Source organism: Ornatilinea apprima (assembly GCF_001306115.1).
In the GTDB taxonomy this organism is placed as follows: Bacteria; Chloroflexota; Anaerolineae; order Anaerolineales; family Anaerolineaceae; genus Ornatilinea; species Ornatilinea apprima.
Map to the genome: position 1 here is coordinate 116,089 of NZ_LGCL01000024.1, position 16,521 is coordinate 132,609.

Below are 16,521 nucleotides of genomic sequence, written 5' to 3' on the forward strand. Positions count from 1 at the left end.
CCATTCACCCGCGCATTCACTCGCGGAAAGGAAGAAACCCCTCCATGAACATGCTGCCCCCATCCGCCGCCGCCCGCCCGCATTGGAACGGCATTTACCGCATTGGTGCGGTTGCCGCTCTGGCCATGCTGGCCATCATGGCCGCGCAGATCGGCATCTACATCGCCTGGCCGCCGCCCGACAGCGTCTCCGGCTTCTTTGCCCTCTTCCAGAGCAACTGGCTGCTGGGACTGCTCAGCATGGACCTGCTCTACATTCTCAACAACACCCTGCTGGTGTTGATCTACCTGGCGCTCTACGCCGCGCTCAAACCGGCCGGTGATACCGCGGTGCTGATCGCTCTGGTGCTGGGGCTGATTGGCATCACCGCCTATTATGCCTCCAACACCGCCTTCGAGATGCTCTCGCTCAGCCGCCAGTACGCCGCGGCCGCCAGCGAGACGCAGCGCGTCATCGCCCTGGCAGCCGGTGAGGCCATGCTGGCCACCTATAAAGGCACCGTCTTTGATACCTACTACATCCTCAACGGCATCTCCCTGCTCATTTTCGCCGCCGTCATGCTGCGCAGCCCGCTCTTCAGCCGCGCCACGGCCATCATCGGCCTGGCAGCCGGGGTGCTGATGTCGATTCCCTCCACAGCCGGCACGCTGGGGCTGGTCTTTTCGCTGCTCTCGCTGATCCCCTGGGCGGTGTTCTGCATTCTGCTGATCAAACCCTTCTTCCAATTGGAAGCAAAAATCGCGGCGCGTTGAGCGCCAGCGCTGAATCACAAAAAACCGCCCTCCCGCATCAACCGGAGGGCGGTTTTTTTATGTACGCTGCCAGCGGGTTTACCACGTTCCCAGGTGAATACGCTCTTCCAAACTGATCTCCACCTGGTTTGCCCTGCGCGCTCCCTCGGCCGGGTAGCCCAGCGCCAGGTAGCAGGGGATCTCGTAATCGTCCGGCAAGCACACAAATTGCCGCATTGTCTTGCGCTCGGACTCAAAGGGGATGCGCACCACACCAAACACACCCTCAGCAGCGGCGGCCAGCAGCATGTTCTCAATGCACAGCCAGATCGAAGCAAAATAATTCAGCGCGGAAAGGTCTTTAGGCTTGAGCAGCGGGGCCGGCTGGCGGAAGCACGGCAGCATCAGCACCCCGGCGTTGTACAGCATGCTGTACTGTTTGGGGATGGCGTCCACATACATTTCGCGCTGGCTTTCGTCTGTCAATCCCCAACGGTTGACAATCCCCAGCGCGCCTTTGCCGCCCACCGGTTTAATCACCTGGTCGAGTAGCGCCTTGCGCTGTGCTTGCTCTTGCAGCAGCACAAAATGCCAGCTTCGCAGGTGATCATTGGTGGGGGCCTGCAGCCCGGCGGCGATGATCTTTTTGACCAGTTCCATGCTCACTTCACGCGGCGCGAAGTCGCGAATGGTGCGCCGCGCGGCGATGGCTTCATACACATCCATATTACCCTCCATCGAAGTACACAACTTGATTGTAGAACAATTATACTACTATTTAGAATGCCGTGTCTGATTTCCAGCCTATCTCGCAGCCATTTCCACCGGTGCGGATCCAAGCTGGATGGACAATGACAGCCCGAAAAGGTCTATAATCAAAGCAGGCCCATCCAATAAACAGGAGTCAGCCGTGCAAAAGAAAAATACCTTCACCAAAATTCTGGCGGCCGCCGGCTGTGTGCTGATCTGGCTGCCGCTGGCCGCGCCGGTTATGTTTACCGCCATCCGGCTGGCACAGGGCGGCCCCTTCCGTTTCGATTTTCTGATGCCGGGCGAGCTTTTCCCGGCGGCGCTGGCCGGCGCGCTGCTGCTCTTGTGGGCGGCGCTTAGGGTGCGCTCGCAAGTGCGAATCATCGCCTGGGGACTGGGCTGCATGGTGGCCCTGCTGGTGGGCAGCCAGGGGCTGGCCGTCGTCAGCGGGCTGGCCAGCGGGCGCATCGAGGCCAGCGGACCCTGGTTTGTGCTGGTACTGACTCTGTTTGTGGGATTCATCCTGGCGATGGTGGTGATTGCCGTGAGCGGCGTCCGCCTGGCGCGCGGCCTGTTCGCGCGGCCTGCCGCGGATGGCGGGTTGTAATGAAGGAGTTCGAACATGAAGTACCGGGTGCATCGCTTTGATCTGCGCATGACGGCCGACCAAAGCAAGCTGGAGCAGTTCTTAAATTCACTGCAAGGCGAAATCGCGGCTATCATTCCCAACGTGGGCCTGGGATTTTTTTGGGCGCACCGTGTCAATTTTTTACTCATCATTGAAAAACTGAGCTAGACCATCCTGTTCTCTTCAATCTACATGCCAGCTCCCACCCTCGACGAGTTCTTCAACGGCTTTCCGGCCTCGCGCCCGCTGTTCGACGCGCTGCTCAGCGCGGCAGAAGAGCTGGGTGAGGTGGAACTGACCGTGCAAAAAAGCCAGATCGTGCTGCGCCGCGCCAGGCCTTTTGCCTGGGTGTGGGTGCCGGGCCGCTACCTGCGCGGCAGAACCGCCCCGCTGGTATTAAGCCTCAGTTTCCCCGCGCCGGATCCCTCGCCGCGCTGGAAGGAGATCGTTCAGGTGTCGCGCGCGCGCTTCATGCACCACCTGGAGCTGCGCTCCGCAGCCGAGATCGACGCCGAGGTGCGCGCCTGGCTGCGCCAGGGCTGGCAAGCCGCCGGACGCGATTTGCCAGCGTAGCCCAGCAAATGTTAGAATAATGATCAAGAAAATCTAATTTATTTTCAGCGGCGCGGGGAGCGCCGCGGGTGGAAATCCATAAAGGAGGCAATCTCATGGATATTCAGAGTTTATTGATGTTCCTGCTCATCGGCCTGGTGGCCGGCTGGCTGGCCGGGAAAATTATGAAAGGCGGCGGTTTTGGCCTGGTGGGCAACATCATTGTCGGCGCTATCGGCGCGCTGCTGGGCGGCTGGCTGTTTGGCCTGCTGGGCATTTCGGCCGGCGGGCTGATCGGCTCGCTGGTGACCGCGCTGGTCGGGGCGATTGTACTGCTCTACCTGGTGCGCCTGATCAAAAAGGCCTGACCGGTTTTCTTTCTCTCTCATAAACTCAATGCGCCCTCCGACATGAAATCCGGAGGGCGCGTAAATATAAGGATGCGATGGATCATCTACCTTCCCTACCCAAACGGCCGCGCCACCCCATGCCCGCCTTTGTTGCCCAGGCGCTCGCCGAGCGCGGGCTGCAGGCTGCCTATCAGCAGCGCCCGCCCTACCAGCAGAACGACTATATCGGCTGGATTCTGCAAGCCAAACGCGAAAAAACCCGCCAGAAGCGCCTGCTGCAAATGCTGGACGAGCTGGAAAAAGGCGGCGTGTATATGGGCATGCCGCACGCGCCCTCGCAAAAAGGATAAACGCCAGGGAAATTTACCCCTCCCCGGAAGCCCCTGGGTGTACAAACTCGCGGGTAAAGGTTTCCAAAAAAACCTGCTCGCAGCGCTCCGGCGCGATGCCAAAATCGGCGCAGAACGCGTCTGCCAGCAGGGCGTACATCGCCATGGGCAGGGCGTTGAAGAAGAACAGACGCACCAACCTTTCTTCGCTTACCTGCCCGGGTTGGCTGCCGTTGAGCGCGATCACCGTTTCAAACACGTCTTTCAGCGCCGCCAGGCTGCGCGCCTCCGCGTTGTCGATGGATTGCAGCACAATCAGACGGATCAGGGCCTGGCGCTGCTGGTAAAAGGCCAGCATGCCCTGCAAATGCGTGTGGAACTGGGCAGGGTCGTTCAGATCCATGCTCGCCATCCTGGTTTGCAGCTCCGCTTTGATTTCTGCCACCAGCTTTGCCATCATCTCATGCAGCATGTTTTGCTTGGTGCTGAAGTGATAGTATAGCATCATCTTCGTCACGCCGGCGCGGCGGGCAATCTCTTCCACGCTGGTTTTTTCGTAGCCGTTGGCCAGAAATTCCTGTTGGGCGGCGTCCAATATTTTTTGTCTGGTTTTTTCACTGGCTTTATTCGCGGCCATCCGATCTGCTTGCTCCTCTCCTGGTTGATGGTTTCCAAATTCCCGGCGCAGGTGCCTTGACATTCTCCCTGGAACGGAATATATTATACCATAGTTTTATACTGATAGTAATATAAATTATAACACACGGCAAGAAAGGAACAAGGCTCATGCCGCTCCGACCCATCGCTGATTTTCTGCGCTATCATGCCCGCTTCTTCACCGGCAAGGTGAAAATCTCCCCGCGCGGCCAGGCGGCGTTGCCCGGCGCGCCCGCCGGATACCGCCCGTTCTTAACGGTTGCCCGCAAATCCCCCACCGCCAGCCCCGCCGCCGCGCTGCGCGTAACCTTTCGGGTACATAAGGTAAACTTCTGGCAGCGAACTCTGCTGCCCTATGGCAGCATCCCCTTCTTTGCTGGCGCGCCAGGGTTTATCTCGAAAACCTATCTGGTCAACCCCCAGCAGAGCAGCTTCTGCGGCCTGTACCAGTGGGAAAGCGCGCAGGCAGCCCAGACCTACATTGAATCCTACCAGGGGCGCTTCATGCGCCGCAACGCCCTTCCCGGCTCGGTGAGTTTCGAAATCCAACCCATCGCGGACAAGGATGAAGCATGAACATCGTATTGCTGTATCTCTCCCCCAACAAAACCACACACAAAGTTTCCCTGGCTCTCGCCCGGCGGTTGGAGCAAGACGGCCACAGCGTTTCACTGCTGGACGCGGGTAAGCCCGGCCAGCGCAGCCCCATCGAAGTGGATCCGTGCCTCTTTGAGAACGCCGACGTAATTGGGGTTGGCAGCCCGGTGTTCAACCTGCGCATCCTGCGGCCGCTCAAGCAGTATCTGCGCCAGGCGCTGCCTCATTTTTCCAAAGATGTCAAAGCATTCATCTACATCACCTACGGCGGAATCACCTCTGGCAAGGCTTTTCTCAACGCGGCCAGCCTGCTGAAGCAGCACAAGATCCCTGTAGTAGGCGGATTCAAGGTGCGCGCGCCGCATTTCTACAGCAGCGAGTCATACCCTGATGCCGCCGCGCTACAAACCATTGACCAATTCTGCGCGCAGGTCAGCGCCAATCTGTTCCGCGCCATGCCCTGGCCGCAGGTGGAACAGGCTTTTGGCTACCAGGGCTGGAAGGTCAGGCTGATTTACCCCTTCGCGCAGATCGTCGGAGAGCTGCGCCGCCTGCCCATTCACTTTGACACGCAGCGCTGCCTGCGCTGCCAGCGCTGCATCCGCGAATGCCCCGCCAACGCGCTGAAAATGGACGATTATCCCGTGCTGGATAAGCACAAATGCGTGCATTGCTACCACTGCGCCACCATCTGCCCGCAGCAGGCCATCTTGTGCCCAACCTACAAAGTGGAAGGCATGGCGAAGGTCAATGTGAAACTGCTGGGGCATGAGCAGCCGCAAAACGCCATTTACCTTTTGCCGCCTGCCGGCGCGGTTGGATCGATCGGGCAGCGCGGCTATAATTAAGGTAGACGAACAGGAGGCCGGCAGGGATGATCAAGAAAATCGAAACCGAGTATCTCAAGTATTTCTGGCCCATGCGCCACTACCTGATCACCTGCGGGGAACTGCCGCGCGCCAACATCATCGCGGTCAGCTTCTGCATGCCGGTCTCCAACCACCCGCCCATGCTGGCCTGCGCCATTGGCCAGCACATGCACAGCGCCGAGCTCCTGCAGCAGACCGGTGAGTTTGTCGTCAATGTGCCCGCCCCCGGCCTGCGCCGCCAGGTTTACTACTGCGGTTATCATTCCGGGCGGGACGTGGATAAATTCAAAGAGACCGGCCTCACGCCCTTGCCGGCCCGCCAGGTGAGCGCGCCCATCATCGCCGAATGCGTTGCGCATGTGGAATGCCGCGTGGAGCAGCGCGCGCCGGCAGGCGATAAGTGGCTGTTCATCGCCCGTGTGCTGGACGCCTACGCCGACGAAGACCTGGAAACCGGCCTGTGTGAGCTGGAGCTTTCTCTGGGCGAATTTCCGCAAAAGGTCTACGGCGGGCGCTTTACCGGCAAAGCCAGCTAACCGCGCGGAACCGCAGCATGCTTCTCCTCCCAGAAAGGCAGCACGCGCCGCATGATTCCCTGCTCCAGCGCCGCCGCCAGCAGCACACCCGCCGCGTACATTCCATAATCCAGCGGATCAAAGGTGCCCCCCAGCGCGTACACCCCCAGCGCCTGCAGCGTTTCGGCTGCCACCGCCGCGCTAAACACCAGCAGGGCTTTCACCCACCACGGGCGCAGAAACCTGAATTGATCCTCGCTGATGCATAGCAAAAAGTAAAACCCAAATGGCAGCGTCAGGTCAGAGAAATAACTGGCGGATAGAACAAACCATTCTCCGCCAGCCCGCCGGCCAGGCCCAAGAATGTGCAGCCCGGCGATCAGCAGCTCTATCCCCAGGCAAACCAAATTTTTTGGGGTGAGTTTTTGCACCCTTCACAGTCCTTTCCGGCGATTACTCCGGCAAATCGTCCAGCACCTGCTGCATGTTTCTCTTATACGCCTTAAACGCCGCGCGGCCCTTTTCGGTCAGGCGCGGCAAGCCCACTTCGGGAGGATGCTCGCTCACCTCAGGTCTCTTCGCTGTCATTTCAAGCAGTGAATTCCTGCAAGTGAAGGCTGATATCAGTTTCATGATTCCAGCACGTAGTGACCGCAGATTCATATGCTTTGGCAAAAATGTACTTTTATTCATCATACATTTCTTCCGCTATTGATCAATAGCAGTGAAAGCGCCGCCCCAGCAACTGTGCATTGACCCGCTGACCGCGCGGCTTATAATCAGAGTCAGGCGGGCAATGTGGATCGCCTGCCTGAAACGGAGGCAAAATATGAAACCGTCTCCTGTTGCCAGCCGCCAATTAATCTTCACCGTGATCAAGTTTTATCTGCTGGCGGCAGCCCTGCTGATGCTGCTGTTCTTTCTGCCGGCTGGCACCTTCCAGTACTGGCAGGCCTGGGTTTACATGGTGGTCATCCTGGGTCCCATGCTGCTGGTGATGGTCTACCTGCTGCGCAATGACCCCGAACTGCTGGCGCGCCGCATGCAATTTCGTGAGCGGGCTGCCGACCAAAACCTGATCACCCGCCTGTCCATCCTTCCTTTTCTCGCGGCGTTTATCCTGCCGGGCTTCGACCGGCGCTTTGGCTGGTCGCACGTGCCGGTATGGCTGGCCGTGACCGGCCAACTGCTGGTGCTGAGCGGCTACGTCATCAACTTCCTCGTCTTCCGTGAAAACAGCTACGCCTCGCGCATTGTCGAAGTCAGCGAGGGGCAGACGGTTATCTCCAGCGGACCGTATGCCATCGTCCGCCACCCCATGTATCTGGGCGTCATGCTTCTCTACCGCCTTTCGCCGCTGGCCCTGGGCTCGTATTGGGGCATGATCCCCGCCCTGATGATTATCCCCTTCATCATTGTCCGCATTATCAGCGAAGAAAAACTGCTGGTCAAAGAGCTGAAGGGCTATGCCGAATACCGCCAGAAGGTGCGCTACCGCCTGATTCCGGGAATTTGGTAGGCGTTCAGCCAGCAAAGGAAAAAAACGGATGGAAATCGTTGATTAATTCAGGATAAAAAAGGTCTATAATAGTCTTATATTAGCCTGATGAATCGAAAGGAACATCCGATGACGCGAGCCAGCCTTTACTTAAACTTTGCTGGAAGCAGCGAAGAAGCTTTAACCTTTTACCGCTCCGTGCTGGGCGGCGAGTTTTTGGGCATTATGCGTTTTAGAGACATGCCCGGCGCGCCGGAGATGAGCGCCGCAGACGCCGAAAAAGTGATGCACATGACCCTGCCGGTGGGCGATAACCTGATGCTGCACGCCAGCGACACGCTCGAATCGCGCGGGCAAAAACTGGCCGTGGGCAACAACTTCTCCATCATGCTCGAACCAGAAAGCAAAGCCGAAGCCGACCGCCTCTTCAGCCAGCTCTCCGCCGGCGGTGTGGTGGAAATGCCCATGCAAGACATGTTCTGGGGCGACTATTACGGCGCCTTCACTGACCGCTTTGGCGTGCAGTGGATGATCAACTTCGCCAACCCGCACAGCGCCTGAGCCAACCTGAAAGGAGGAAACCCTGATGAGCCAGAACCCTCTCAACCTGGGCCTGCGTTTTGCGTTGGAACTGGCCGCCCTGGCGGCAATGGGCGTGTGGGGTTGGCGCGCGGCGCAAGGCTGGCCGCGTTTTCTGCTGGCGGTGGGTATTCCCCTGCTGGCAGCCGCCCTGTGGGGCATCTTCCGCGTGCCCAACGACCCCGGCTCCGCGCCGGTGGCCGTGCCCGGCCTGCTGCGCCTGGCGCTGGAACTGGCCTACTTTGGATTCGCGGTGTGGGCGCTGTACAACGCCAGCCTGCCTGCTCTGGCCTGGTCCCTGGCCGCGGCGCTGATCGTGCATTACGCCCTCTCCTACGACCGGGTGCTCTGGATGCTGGCCCAGCGCGGATAAGCGATTTTTCGTTCTCCATTTTCGCCTGCCGGGGGTAGAATGAGAGTAAGAGATCATCACCCGCGAATGGAGGCACAAATGCAGATCGAAACCATCAACCTGGCCGAGAAATTCAGCCGCTTTAGCGAGCAGTGGCAGCCCAAAATTGTGGGCGAACTGAACGACGCCTACGTCAAACTGGCCAAACTACAGGGTGAGTTCGTCTGGCATCACCACGACGAAGAGGATGAACTCTTCATGGTGATCAAAGGCCGCCTGCTGATCAAACTGCGCGACCGCGACCTGTGGATTGGCGAAGGCGAACTGGCCATCATCCCGCGCGGCGTGGAGCACTGCCCGGTAGCCGTTGAAGAAGCGCACGTGCTGATGCTGGAACCTAAATCCACGCGCAACACCGGCAACGTTGAGAATGAGCGCACCGTGGAAGCCGAGTGGATTTAGCGGCAAACCGTGTTTACGCGTTGGCACCGCGCCCAACCAAAAACCTAACCCCAGCGCATTGAGTCAAAAGAGCGTTCAGACCATTTGAAAGGAGGATATTCAAATGTCTCAATCTGGCGCACCCAATGTGGGAAATGACTTGATCCGCATCCACCACGCCATCACTCGCGGATTGGAAGTCGGCGTGCATTACACGCATAAGCTGCTGGAAAAAAGAATGGCAGCCGACAGCGGCTTTGTCGACTACCTGCGCGCGCTGGTCAGCGTGCTCGATTCGCACCACCTCGTCGAAGACGATGTGGCCTTCCCTTATCTGCGGCAAAAAAACCTGCCAGCCCCCTATGAAATCCTCATCCAAGAGCATCAAGAGATGGCCGGTCTCTTAAGCAGCATCCAGCAAATGCTGCCCAACTTAGCCAACAGCCAGACCCTCAACGAGGTAAACCGCGCGCTTCAACAAATCCTGGAAATCTGGCGCGCGCACATCAAACGCGAAGAAGAGAGCATCTCCCCGGAAATCACCAACACGATAATGAGCGCTGAAGAGCAGGCCGAGCTGGGCAAGAGCATGGCGCAGCACGCCCAGCAGCATTCCGGCCCCGATTATCTGGTCATTCCCTTTGTGCTCTACAATCTGCCTGCCCAGGAGCGGGCAGTAATGATGGGTCTCATGCCGCCGGTCATTACGCAAGAGCTGCTGCCCGGCCCGTGGAAGGAGAAATGGGCCGCCATGCGCCCCTATTTGCTGATGGATTAAGCTTAACGACAGCGGGCGGAAATTTCCGCCCGCTGTTTGATTTCTAGATTACGCCAGATCAATTGCTTGAGGTGGATAGTTTTAATTGACACGCCTGCCAGAAAAGCATAAACTATTTTTGTGCCACAACACGAAGGGGGGATGCTTTGCGCCACATTCCATTTTTTCGGAGCAAAATATTGAAAACCATCCACCCTAACCTTTTTGCCTACCTCGGATTGTTGCTCCTGCTGACAGCCTGTTCGCATACCGATTCCACCCCCACTGCCTCGGCCGGCCACAACCTGCTCTACGCCCTCACCTTCGACAACGATGCCGCCTTCTCCGGCTGGCACGTTGGTGGGCCAGGAACTGATTACCTGTGGCTGGAAAACACCCAAGACGGCAAATACCTGTTCGAGTACCCTTCCGGTTTCCTTGAAAGTCAGGATTTCGAATTTGGTGATGTCCAAATCGCGGTGGATGTCGAATTTCTGGTCAAGACCCGTGTGGAAGCTGGCCTGTCGTGCCGGATGCAGCCTGAGGCAGGCGGGCGCTACTATTTCAGCATTGCCAACGATGGGCATTGGGACATTCGCAGATGGAACGATGGCGAAACCATCCTGGCGCAGGGGCGGTCAGACGCCATTCAAACCGAAAGAAACCGCCTGGCAGCACGCTGCGTGGGCGACACGCTCACGCTACTGGTCAATGATGTGGAAATCGGCTCAGCGCACGATGGCACATTCGTTAGCGGCGGTCTCAATTTTAACTACGCGGCCGATTCCGCCGGAGCAGGGACATTTGATGCCATTACGGTGGAAGATTGGGGAGATAGCAAAACATCCCGGGCGGATTCCGCTCCAGAAGGCGAATCCACATCCACGCAGGCAGCCGCCCTTGAACCGGCCACCGCCACACCGCTTCCCACGTCGACAGCCACCCCCACCTTGATACCGACTCCTGCCGCCACCCTGCGCCCAACCACCATTCCAGAAGATGAATTGGTTCTCTACCAAACCGGCTTCGATGACAGCGATACCACCCTTTCCGACTGGAAAACCTTTGCCTTTTCGATGGACAAGAAGGATTTTGTCACCGAAGGCTATAAAACCTGGACGGCGAATGGAATTTTCCGCTTTGAGCAGGAAGCCAACACCCGCGTTTATGCCATCTACGATAAAGACCTGGGCACCGCCGATATGGACATTTCCGCGCGCGGCAACCCGCCCTTCGAGGGGCACGGTGGTCTGGGGCTGGTTTGCCGCTACAGCCAGGCCGGTTGGTATCAGTTCATGGTCGAACCAAGAGATGGCGCGTGGAGCATCCGGCTGGTCAAGCCCGATGAAAACGGACGGGTTCACTTTCATATCATTTCCTCCGGTCTCCATAAATGGCTTCAGCAGAGTGTAGAACTGCGCGCCGAGTGCAAGGGCGACCGTCTGACCTTCTATATTGACGGTGAAAAGATGGCCTCGCTGCATGATTCCACTTTTCCCTCTGGAAAGGCTGGCTTCCTCGGCTGGACTTTTGCCATCGGAGACGATTGGAACACCGTGGACGAGTTCACCCTCCGCCGCGCCCAATGGAACGAGACCAGCCTGAGCGGCCCCGCCCCCACCCCCGGCGCAGATGGGACGATCTACAGCACCGATTTTGCTAAACTGGACGATTTGAATCCCTACTGGGCAAAAACCGATTGGGGAATCATTGGCATTCCCGGTTCTCCCATCCTGATTGGCGGACCCGGCGGGCAGTATGCCCCGCACACCTACCTGTATATCAACGATTTTGATCCCGCAGCGGATGTGGAAATCAGCGCAGATATTCACCCTCTTTACTTATACAGGCGCGGATTGATTTGCCGCTACAGCGAAGACGGCTGGTATGAAGCCTATTACTTGAAGGACGATATAGAAAACCCGATTGTCCTGTTGCGGAAACAGCGTGAAGAGCAGGGCAAATTCACAGGCGCAGACACCATCCTGGGAACAGCATACGCGGGTTCACAAAATCCGGTTAACCTGACCCTGACCTGCGCCGGAAATCAGATTTCGGTCAAACTGAACGGCGAGCAGGTATTGTATGCCGAAGACGACACCTGGAAAAACGGGCGCTATGGTTTTGTGATAATGGATACCCCGCCAGGCAATCTTCGCAATACATTGCTCAATTACACCGTCCGCCCGGCGCAAGCCATTCCGGCAGGGGCATTCGTGAATGAGAAGATCTTCAATTCACCGGATGAAATTGCCGCCAACTGGGGGTTGGATTTGCAAAACAATCCAATGGTCAAGAGAAATGACAATGTTCTCACGTTGGACGCAGATGATGGAATTGGCCTGACCAGCAATAGCGACCTGCTTGAAAACTCCGAAATGACAGCGGATGTTGAGTTCCTGGACAATGGGCTTCTCTACCTCCAATGCCGCTCCGAAAGCCCCGCTCATGCTGTATTTGAAGTCAGAAGGAATGGGGAATGGTTTTTACATTGGCAAGACCGGGAAATCGCGCGCGGCAGCAGCCCGGCCATTCAACCCGGCAAAAATATCTTGACCATGCGCTGTGAGGGTGAACGCCTGAGCCTGACCGCAAACGGTCAAACGATAGCCGAAGAAACCTATCATGCCGCCTATACCCCGGCGAAAGGGCGCATTGTCTTGTGGGTCAATGCCCAATTGCGTGTCAACAGCCTGGCGATAAAAACTTTCCAGGGTTCTACAATTCTTACCTCCGTTCCCCTGCTCAACCAGGCGACTCTGCCCAGGGCTTACCAGCCCAATGAGACAATTTTTGCCTGGGATATAAACTCTTTCGTCTTCGGGTGCGGCGACGGCTGGTGGGGGCGTGACCCCAACCCCTGTTGGTGGCAAAAACCCTACAACAAACATGTTATTGATCAATTTGTCACAGAGGATGCCATTATCGTAAAACCAAACGAAAAAATCCTGACGCTTTTTACATATCAGCCCGACTTGTACGATTTACCGGTCGAAATCAGCGCCGAAGCCACCCTTACCAGCAAAGGCGGCGCGGCAGCCTTGTTCTGCCGCGCGACACCGGTTGGGCGTTATGAGTTTTATATCCAACCAGACGGCAAGTGGTATATCCGGCGCAATGTGATCTCCCAGTATTATCTGCCGCAAGCCAAACATCTCACCACCCTGGCGCACGGCATAGTGGAAAACTTCTCACCTGAAAACATGCGGCTCAGCGCCACCTGCAGCGGCAGCGACCTGATTTTCACCCTAAACGGTGCGGAATTAGGCCGGGCGCAGGATACCCTTTACCCTGAAGGACAGGCTGGCCTCTTTTTTGATGTTTTCAGCGAGGGCAGCTTTACCAATCTCAATCTTTACCGGGCAAAGTAACCCGCACAAAAATCCATACTCTTTCTATTTGGGTGTTTGATTGCATGTAAAAAAACGAAATCACCCCTTTGCTCAAAGGACGCGCCCATGCCCTCTTCCGAAATCCTGCGCACGCCGCGCCTGCTGCTGCGCTATCAAACCCCCGCCGATATTCCGCCGCTGATCGCCCTGTGGCGCGACCCCGAGGTAACGCGCTTTATGGGCGGCCCGCGCGATTTACAACGCCTGCAAACCGCCTTCGACGAGACCCAGGCCAACCCCACCGCCGAGACCTACGACCTGTGGCCGCTGGTCGAGTTGAGCAGCGGGCAAACCATCGGCCACTGCGGACTGCTGGATAAAGAAGTGGACGGCAAGGCCGAGATTGAATTGGTGTACGTGCTGGCCCGCTCGGCGTGGGGCCAAGGCTACGCCAGCGAAATCGGCGCGGCGCTGGTCGCGCACGCCTTTGAGCGCATGGGGCTGCGCCGCCTGATCGCGCTGATCGAGCCGCAAAACGCGCCGTCGGAGCGGGTGGCACTGCGCCTGGGCATGCGCCTGGAGAAAGAAGTCATTCGTCCCAGCGGCGAGCCGCGCCGCGTGTATGCGCTTGAAAAGATGGAGTGATCCGCTTTCGCAAGTCAGAGATAAACGCATAGACGCCCTCCAGGAACAGGAGGGCGCCGGTTTTTTAACTTGACAATTGTGTATGAATCTGTATAATGAGTGATTAATCAGTCATTATAGAAAGAAAATAAAACCATGCCGCGCCAGCTCAGCCCAGAAAGACGAGAAAAATTCTTATCCGCCGCCCTGCAGTTGTTCGTCACCCAGGGCGTGCACAACACCACCACCGCCGAGGTTGCCCGCCTGGCCGGCAGCGCGGCCGGCACCCTCTTCCTCTACTTCCCCACCAAGCAAAGCCTGGTCAACGAGCTGATTTTGCACATCACGCGCCAGCAGTCCGCGCATATTCATGCGCTGCTGGCGCCGGGCCAGAATGTGCGCGACGCTTTTTTCACCATCTGGAGCGGCACGCTGCGCTGGTTTCTGCAAAATCCGCTGGCCTACCAGTATGTGCTGCAGGTGCGCGACTCGGGCATCATCGAAGCGGCGGTGATCCAGGAAAGCGCGCTGTTCTTTGATTATTACTACACCACCATCCAGCAGGGATTGGACGAAGCGCTGATCAAGCCCTACCCCATTGACCTGATTGGCGAGTTTCTGTACCAGGACCTGGTGGCGATGATGAAAATTCTGCAGCGCCAGCCCGGTGCGCGCCAGCAAGACGCGTTGATTTCGCAGGGTTTTGAGCTCTTCTGGGATGGGATTAAGAAATGACCTTGAAGGAGTTCTTATGAGCACGCTGAAAACGATTGGTGTGGCCGCCTTGATTTTGGCCATCTTTCTTTCCGGGTACGGGCTTCACCGCCTGGGCAAACCGTACCACACCCTTTTGTTCACCCTGCACAAACTGGTCAGTTTGGGGGCGCTGGCCTGGCTGCTGGTTACCGCCGCGCGCGCCCAGCGCGCCGCGCCCCTGCCCGCGCTGGCATTCAGTCTGGTCGTAGCCGCGACAGTGTTTTTTGTAGCCACCATCGCCACCGGCGGGCTGGTCAGCCTGGAGAAGCCCGCCCCCGCGGCCGTCGCCTGGGCGCATAAGCTGCTGCCCTATCTCACCGCCGCCAGCAGCGCGGCGGCCTGGGTTTCGCTGAGCCGCTGAGCAAGGGTGTATACTAAAAAAAAGCCGCCCGTGATGAGATTCCCATACCCGGTTGGCAAGGAGTTTTTATGATCGATCTGGTAAAAATCGCCATCGACGGCGCGATTCTTTCCGCGCTGGCAACGCTGCTCATCTCGATCAGCATGCGCACCAACCCGCGCATCTGGCTGCATGATTACCCCAAAGAAATTCAGGCCGCCGTGCCTCCCAAAACCGCCGAAGAAAAACGTCTTTCGCTGATTTTCGGTATCCCGTTTCTCATCCTGCTGGCAGCCGGGCCATTCATCTCCACGCTCACCCTGCCGCAGCGCGCCAGCTTGCCGTTTTGGGCGCTGTTTGCCAACGCCTCTGGGGTGATGTTTGTGTTCAACGTGATCGACTGGCTGGTGCTGGACTGGCTGATTTTCTGCACGATCACACCGTCCATCATGGTCATCCCCGGCACGCAGGGCATGGCTGCCTACAAAGACTACGCATTCCACTTCCGTGGGTTTCTAATCGGCACGCTGTTCTCGGTGGTATTTGGCCTGGTAATTGCCGCGGTTGTGTATCTTTTGCGCTGACGGGCGCGCCCGGCTCTGTCCCCCCAGGATGATCGTGACTGCTGTTACCTTTGAATTTGCGTTCGGGTTTCCCCGTTACGCAGCCCTTGCCCGGCTTGGGAAAGAAGAGCTGGTTTTTTGCAGCGATTTAGCGCCGCTCAACAGGGAAGAATCGCTGCTTTTTTACTTCCACCGCGGCAGAGGGTGCGCAGCAGATTTTCGGTGCGGATGGAGTAAACCCTTTCCTTGTTTGAATATCATTGCTGCTGCGCAACCCGTCTGTTTCCGTGCTACAATAAAATCAGGGACATGAATAAGCAATGTTGCTTCCACCCTGATGGTCTGCCGAACCTTTCACGCACGGCGTTTCATCATCTTCTTTTCAACCCCGCGCGATAACAAATTCAGGTTACCTCTTTTATCTGGGAGTGGCCATGCGGCGGGTTAATCAGAAACCAGCATCCATCTTTTTTCAGACCGCTCGGCCAAGCTATTCCTGTGCCCGATCAGAAATCACAAAAAAAATCCATCCCATCATCGCAAACTCAATAGAACAACTTACCAGCCGTTTCCGGTCTGCCAGATGTCAGACGGCTGATTCGTGCTGATATCATCTGTCGTTTTCAAATGCGTGTTTGGTCTTTAGTGATAGATAAAGAAGGAGGGATCGATGACAACCAAAGTCAAGACACTGTACCTTAGCAGGTTCAACATGCCGACCATGTGCGCCGCCTGCCACAGCCCGAACGGGTATGGAAAAGGTCTGAAAGTCAGCAGTTCCAAATCGAACTGGTCTGGCAAAGAAACCGCCACGTTGACTGTTGAACTTCCGCTTTGTGAGGAATGCGCAAAGGTCAATGTTGTCAGCGGAACAGGCAAGTTTCTCAAAGCGCTTGGGTTCATTGGTGTCATTGCAGCCTGTCTGCTAATCGCCGGATTAAATGCAACAGATGCGATCAAAAATCCATTGGTTTCAATTGTGAGTGGGGCTGTCTTAATAACCGCCATTATCATTGGCACCAATAAACTGGTAAATGAAGTTGACATGAAAGGCTTCACCCCCGAACAACGCGAAAGACGCAAAAAAGTGCAGAAATGCGCGAAAATCCAATCCTTCAAATTGCCAGGAGTATTCGATAACCAATCTTTTGTTGTCTTTGAATTTCAAGATCCCCTCTTCGCGATGGAATTTTCAACATTGAACATGGGAACCATCGTCTGAGCACAGCCCGTCTCATCAAAACGCACAGCGTTGGGCATACCCGCCTGCGCCTCCCATCCATGAAAAAACCTCGGAACGC

General features: G+C 57.0%; 24 protein-coding genes. 20 read left to right on the top strand and 4 right to left on the bottom strand.

Going from position 1 to position 16,521, the window contains the following annotated elements:
- Nucleotides 1-44: 44 nt before the first annotated feature.
- The gene (locus tag ADN00_RS10250; RefSeq protein ID WP_082390045.1) at nucleotides 45-752 is read left to right on the top strand and encodes a DUF4386 family protein; all 708 of its coding nucleotides are present in this window, start codon (nucleotides 45-47) and stop codon (nucleotides 750-752) included.
- A gap of 78 nt (nucleotides 753-830) precedes the next feature.
- On the opposite strand, the gene ADN00_RS10255 is transcribed toward ADN00_RS10250, so the two are convergent.
- Nucleotides 831-1,457 carry a nitroreductase family protein gene (locus ADN00_RS10255; protein ID WP_075062886.1) on the bottom strand — a complete coding sequence of 209 codons (627 nt, stop codon included), beginning with the start codon at nucleotides 1,455-1,457 and terminating at the stop codon, nucleotides 831-833.
- Nucleotides 1,458-1,641: 184 nt separating this feature from the next.
- Between ADN00_RS10255 and ADN00_RS10260 the strand changes: the two genes are divergently transcribed.
- The 5 genes from ADN00_RS10260 to ADN00_RS10275 all read left to right on the top strand — a co-directional run bounded on the left by ADN00_RS10260 (nucleotide 1,642) and on the right by ADN00_RS10275 (nucleotide 3,361).
- On the top strand, nucleotides 1,642-2,088 hold the full coding sequence (locus tag ADN00_RS10260; RefSeq protein WP_075062887.1) for a hypothetical protein: 447 nt from the start codon (nucleotides 1,642-1,644) through the stop codon (nucleotides 2,086-2,088).
- 15 nt (nucleotides 2,089-2,103) lie between these two features.
- Nucleotides 2,104-2,277, top strand: coding sequence for a hypothetical protein (locus ADN00_RS20095; protein WP_169787594.1), 174 nt, complete (start codon nucleotides 2,104-2,106; stop codon nucleotides 2,275-2,277).
- Nucleotides 2,278-2,301: 24 nt separating this feature from the next.
- Entirely contained in the window at nucleotides 2,302-2,682 is a 381-nt protein-coding gene (locus ADN00_RS10265; protein WP_075062888.1) for a DUF5655 domain-containing protein, read from the top strand.
- Between the two features lie 95 nt (nucleotides 2,683-2,777).
- Nucleotides 2,778-3,029: a GlsB/YeaQ/YmgE family stress response membrane protein gene (locus ADN00_RS10270; RefSeq protein ID WP_075062889.1), complete on the top strand. Its 252-nt coding sequence runs from the start codon at nucleotides 2,778-2,780 to the stop codon at nucleotides 3,027-3,029.
- Nucleotides 3,030-3,106: 77 nt separating this feature from the next.
- A complete protein-coding gene (locus ADN00_RS10275; protein WP_075062890.1) occupies nucleotides 3,107-3,361 on the top strand; it encodes a YdeI/OmpD-associated family protein in 255 nt (84 codons plus the stop codon).
- Nucleotides 3,362-3,374: 13 nt separating this feature from the next.
- On the opposite strand, the gene ADN00_RS10280 is transcribed toward ADN00_RS10275, so the two are convergent.
- Nucleotides 3,375-3,977 carry a TetR/AcrR family transcriptional regulator gene (locus ADN00_RS10280; protein WP_075062891.1) on the bottom strand — a complete coding sequence of 201 codons (603 nt, stop codon included), beginning with the start codon at nucleotides 3,975-3,977 and terminating at the stop codon, nucleotides 3,375-3,377.
- A 149-nt stretch (nucleotides 3,978-4,126) separates the two neighbouring features.
- Here ADN00_RS10280 and ADN00_RS10285 point away from each other — a divergent pair, with 149 nt between their 5' ends.
- The 3 genes from ADN00_RS10285 to ADN00_RS10295 are packed head-to-tail and all read left to right on the top strand — an operon-like array spanning nucleotide 4,127 to nucleotide 5,999.
- Nucleotides 4,127-4,573, top strand: coding sequence for a hypothetical protein (locus ADN00_RS10285; RefSeq protein ID WP_075062892.1), 447 nt, complete (start codon nucleotides 4,127-4,129; stop codon nucleotides 4,571-4,573).
- Entirely contained in the window at nucleotides 4,570-5,442 is an 873-nt protein-coding gene (locus tag ADN00_RS10290; RefSeq protein WP_075062893.1) for an EFR1 family ferrodoxin, read from the top strand. The genes ADN00_RS10285 and ADN00_RS10290 overlap by 4 nt, the downstream gene beginning before the upstream one ends.
- 26 nt (nucleotides 5,443-5,468) lie before the next feature.
- A complete protein-coding gene (locus ADN00_RS10295) occupies nucleotides 5,469-5,999 on the top strand; it encodes a flavin reductase family protein (protein ID WP_075062894.1) in 531 nt (176 codons plus the stop codon).
- Here ADN00_RS10295 and ADN00_RS10300 read toward each other — a convergent pair.
- Entirely contained in the window at nucleotides 5,996-6,409 is a 414-nt protein-coding gene (locus ADN00_RS10300) for a hypothetical protein (RefSeq protein WP_075062895.1), read from the bottom strand. The genes ADN00_RS10295 and ADN00_RS10300 overlap by 4 nt on opposite strands.
- A gap of 22 nt (nucleotides 6,410-6,431) precedes the next feature.
- A complete protein-coding gene (locus ADN00_RS20295) occupies nucleotides 6,432-6,566 on the bottom strand; it encodes a transcriptional regulator (RefSeq protein ID WP_236691504.1) in 135 nt (44 codons plus the stop codon).
- A gap of 241 nt (nucleotides 6,567-6,807) precedes the next feature.
- On the opposite strand from ADN00_RS20295, the gene ADN00_RS10310 reads away from it, so the two are divergent.
- The 11 genes from ADN00_RS10310 to ADN00_RS10360 all read left to right on the top strand — a co-directional run bounded on the left by ADN00_RS10310 (nucleotide 6,808) and on the right by ADN00_RS10360 (nucleotide 16,442).
- Entirely contained in the window at nucleotides 6,808-7,497 is a 690-nt protein-coding gene (locus ADN00_RS10310; protein ID WP_075062897.1) for a methyltransferase family protein, read from the top strand.
- A gap of 108 nt (nucleotides 7,498-7,605) precedes the next feature.
- On the top strand, nucleotides 7,606-8,037 hold the full coding sequence (locus ADN00_RS10315) for a VOC family protein (RefSeq protein ID WP_075062898.1): 432 nt from the start codon (nucleotides 7,606-7,608) through the stop codon (nucleotides 8,035-8,037).
- Nucleotides 8,038-8,062: 25 nt separating this feature from the next.
- Nucleotides 8,063-8,428 (top strand): YrdB family protein, encoded by a 366-nt coding sequence (locus ADN00_RS10320; protein WP_075062899.1) that lies wholly within the window; start codon nucleotides 8,063-8,065, stop codon nucleotides 8,426-8,428.
- A 78-nt stretch (nucleotides 8,429-8,506) separates the two neighbouring features.
- Nucleotides 8,507-8,869 carry a cupin domain-containing protein gene (locus ADN00_RS10325; RefSeq protein WP_201781180.1) on the top strand — a complete coding sequence of 121 codons (363 nt, stop codon included), beginning with the start codon at nucleotides 8,507-8,509 and terminating at the stop codon, nucleotides 8,867-8,869.
- A 103-nt stretch (nucleotides 8,870-8,972) separates the two neighbouring features.
- A complete protein-coding gene (locus tag ADN00_RS10330) occupies nucleotides 8,973-9,626 on the top strand; it encodes a hemerythrin domain-containing protein (RefSeq protein ID WP_075062900.1) in 654 nt (217 codons plus the stop codon).
- 179 nt (nucleotides 9,627-9,805) lie between these two features.
- Nucleotides 9,806-12,976 carry a hypothetical protein gene (locus tag ADN00_RS10335; RefSeq protein WP_152966321.1) on the top strand — a complete coding sequence of 1,057 codons (3,171 nt, stop codon included), beginning with the start codon at nucleotides 9,806-9,808 and terminating at the stop codon, nucleotides 12,974-12,976.
- Between the two features lie 87 nt (nucleotides 12,977-13,063).
- Nucleotides 13,064-13,582: a GNAT family N-acetyltransferase gene (locus tag ADN00_RS10340; RefSeq protein WP_075062902.1), complete on the top strand. Its 519-nt coding sequence runs from the start codon at nucleotides 13,064-13,066 to the stop codon at nucleotides 13,580-13,582.
- A 135-nt stretch (nucleotides 13,583-13,717) separates the two neighbouring features.
- A complete protein-coding gene (locus ADN00_RS10345) occupies nucleotides 13,718-14,296 on the top strand; it encodes a TetR/AcrR family transcriptional regulator (protein WP_075062903.1) in 579 nt (192 codons plus the stop codon).
- A 16-nt stretch (nucleotides 14,297-14,312) separates the two neighbouring features.
- Nucleotides 14,313-14,678: a hypothetical protein gene (locus tag ADN00_RS10350; RefSeq protein WP_075062904.1), complete on the top strand. Its 366-nt coding sequence runs from the start codon at nucleotides 14,313-14,315 to the stop codon at nucleotides 14,676-14,678.
- 68 nt (nucleotides 14,679-14,746) lie between these two features.
- The gene (locus ADN00_RS10355) at nucleotides 14,747-15,241 is read left to right on the top strand and encodes a hypothetical protein (protein ID WP_075062905.1); all 495 of its coding nucleotides are present in this window, start codon (nucleotides 14,747-14,749) and stop codon (nucleotides 15,239-15,241) included.
- A gap of 649 nt (nucleotides 15,242-15,890) precedes the next feature.
- Entirely contained in the window at nucleotides 15,891-16,442 is a 552-nt protein-coding gene (locus ADN00_RS10360) for a hypothetical protein (RefSeq protein WP_075062906.1), read from the top strand.
- Nucleotides 16,443-16,521: the final 79 nt, after the last annotated feature.

What these genes read in the sequence shown, in the direction of transcription:
- ADN00_RS10360 (WP_075062906.1), top strand. Translation starts at nt 15,891, where the DNA reads ATGACAACCAAAGTCAAGACACTGTACCTTAGCAGGTTCAACATGCCG.
- ADN00_RS10270 (WP_075062889.1), top strand. Translation starts at nt 2,778, where the DNA reads ATGGATATTCAGAGTTTATTGATGTTCCTGCTCATCGGCCTGGTGGCC.
- ADN00_RS10315 (WP_075062898.1), top strand. Translation starts at nt 7,606, where the DNA reads ATGACGCGAGCCAGCCTTTACTTAAACTTTGCTGGAAGCAGCGAAGAA.
- ADN00_RS10320 (WP_075062899.1), top strand. Translation starts at nt 8,063, where the DNA reads ATGAGCCAGAACCCTCTCAACCTGGGCCTGCGTTTTGCGTTGGAACTG.
- ADN00_RS10325 (WP_201781180.1), top strand. Translation starts at nt 8,507, where the DNA reads ATGCAGATCGAAACCATCAACCTGGCCGAGAAATTCAGCCGCTTTAGC.
- ADN00_RS10330 (WP_075062900.1), top strand. Translation starts at nt 8,973, where the DNA reads ATGTCTCAATCTGGCGCACCCAATGTGGGAAATGACTTGATCCGCATC.
- ADN00_RS10275 (WP_075062890.1), top strand. Translation starts at nt 3,107, where the DNA reads ATGGATCATCTACCTTCCCTACCCAAACGGCCGCGCCACCCCATGCCC.
- ADN00_RS10285 (WP_075062892.1), top strand. Translation starts at nt 4,127, where the DNA reads ATGCCGCTCCGACCCATCGCTGATTTTCTGCGCTATCATGCCCGCTTC.
- ADN00_RS20095 (WP_169787594.1), top strand. Translation starts at nt 2,104, where the DNA reads ATGAAGTACCGGGTGCATCGCTTTGATCTGCGCATGACGGCCGACCAA.
- ADN00_RS10340 (WP_075062902.1), top strand. Translation starts at nt 13,064, where the DNA reads ATGCCCTCTTCCGAAATCCTGCGCACGCCGCGCCTGCTGCTGCGCTAT.
- ADN00_RS10280 (WP_075062891.1), bottom strand. Translation starts at nt 3,977, where the DNA reads ATGGCCGCGAATAAAGCCAGTGAAAAAACCAGACAAAAAATATTGGAC.
- ADN00_RS20295 (WP_236691504.1), bottom strand. Translation starts at nt 6,566, where the DNA reads ATGACAGCGAAGAGACCTGAGGTGAGCGAGCATCCTCCCGAAGTGGGC.
- ADN00_RS10255 (WP_075062886.1), bottom strand. Translation starts at nt 1,457, where the DNA reads ATGGATGTGTATGAAGCCATCGCCGCGCGGCGCACCATTCGCGACTTC.
- ADN00_RS10310 (WP_075062897.1), top strand. Translation starts at nt 6,808, where the DNA reads ATGAAACCGTCTCCTGTTGCCAGCCGCCAATTAATCTTCACCGTGATC.
- ADN00_RS10290 (WP_075062893.1), top strand. Translation starts at nt 4,570, where the DNA reads ATGAACATCGTATTGCTGTATCTCTCCCCCAACAAAACCACACACAAA.
- ADN00_RS10265 (WP_075062888.1), top strand. Translation starts at nt 2,302, where the DNA reads ATGCCAGCTCCCACCCTCGACGAGTTCTTCAACGGCTTTCCGGCCTCG.
- ADN00_RS10350 (WP_075062904.1), top strand. Translation starts at nt 14,313, where the DNA reads ATGAGCACGCTGAAAACGATTGGTGTGGCCGCCTTGATTTTGGCCATC.
- ADN00_RS10295 (WP_075062894.1), top strand. Translation starts at nt 5,469, where the DNA reads ATGATCAAGAAAATCGAAACCGAGTATCTCAAGTATTTCTGGCCCATG.
- ADN00_RS10345 (WP_075062903.1), top strand. Translation starts at nt 13,718, where the DNA reads ATGCCGCGCCAGCTCAGCCCAGAAAGACGAGAAAAATTCTTATCCGCC.
- ADN00_RS10355 (WP_075062905.1), top strand. Translation starts at nt 14,747, where the DNA reads ATGATCGATCTGGTAAAAATCGCCATCGACGGCGCGATTCTTTCCGCG.
- ADN00_RS10250 (WP_082390045.1), top strand. Translation starts at nt 45, where the DNA reads ATGAACATGCTGCCCCCATCCGCCGCCGCCCGCCCGCATTGGAACGGC.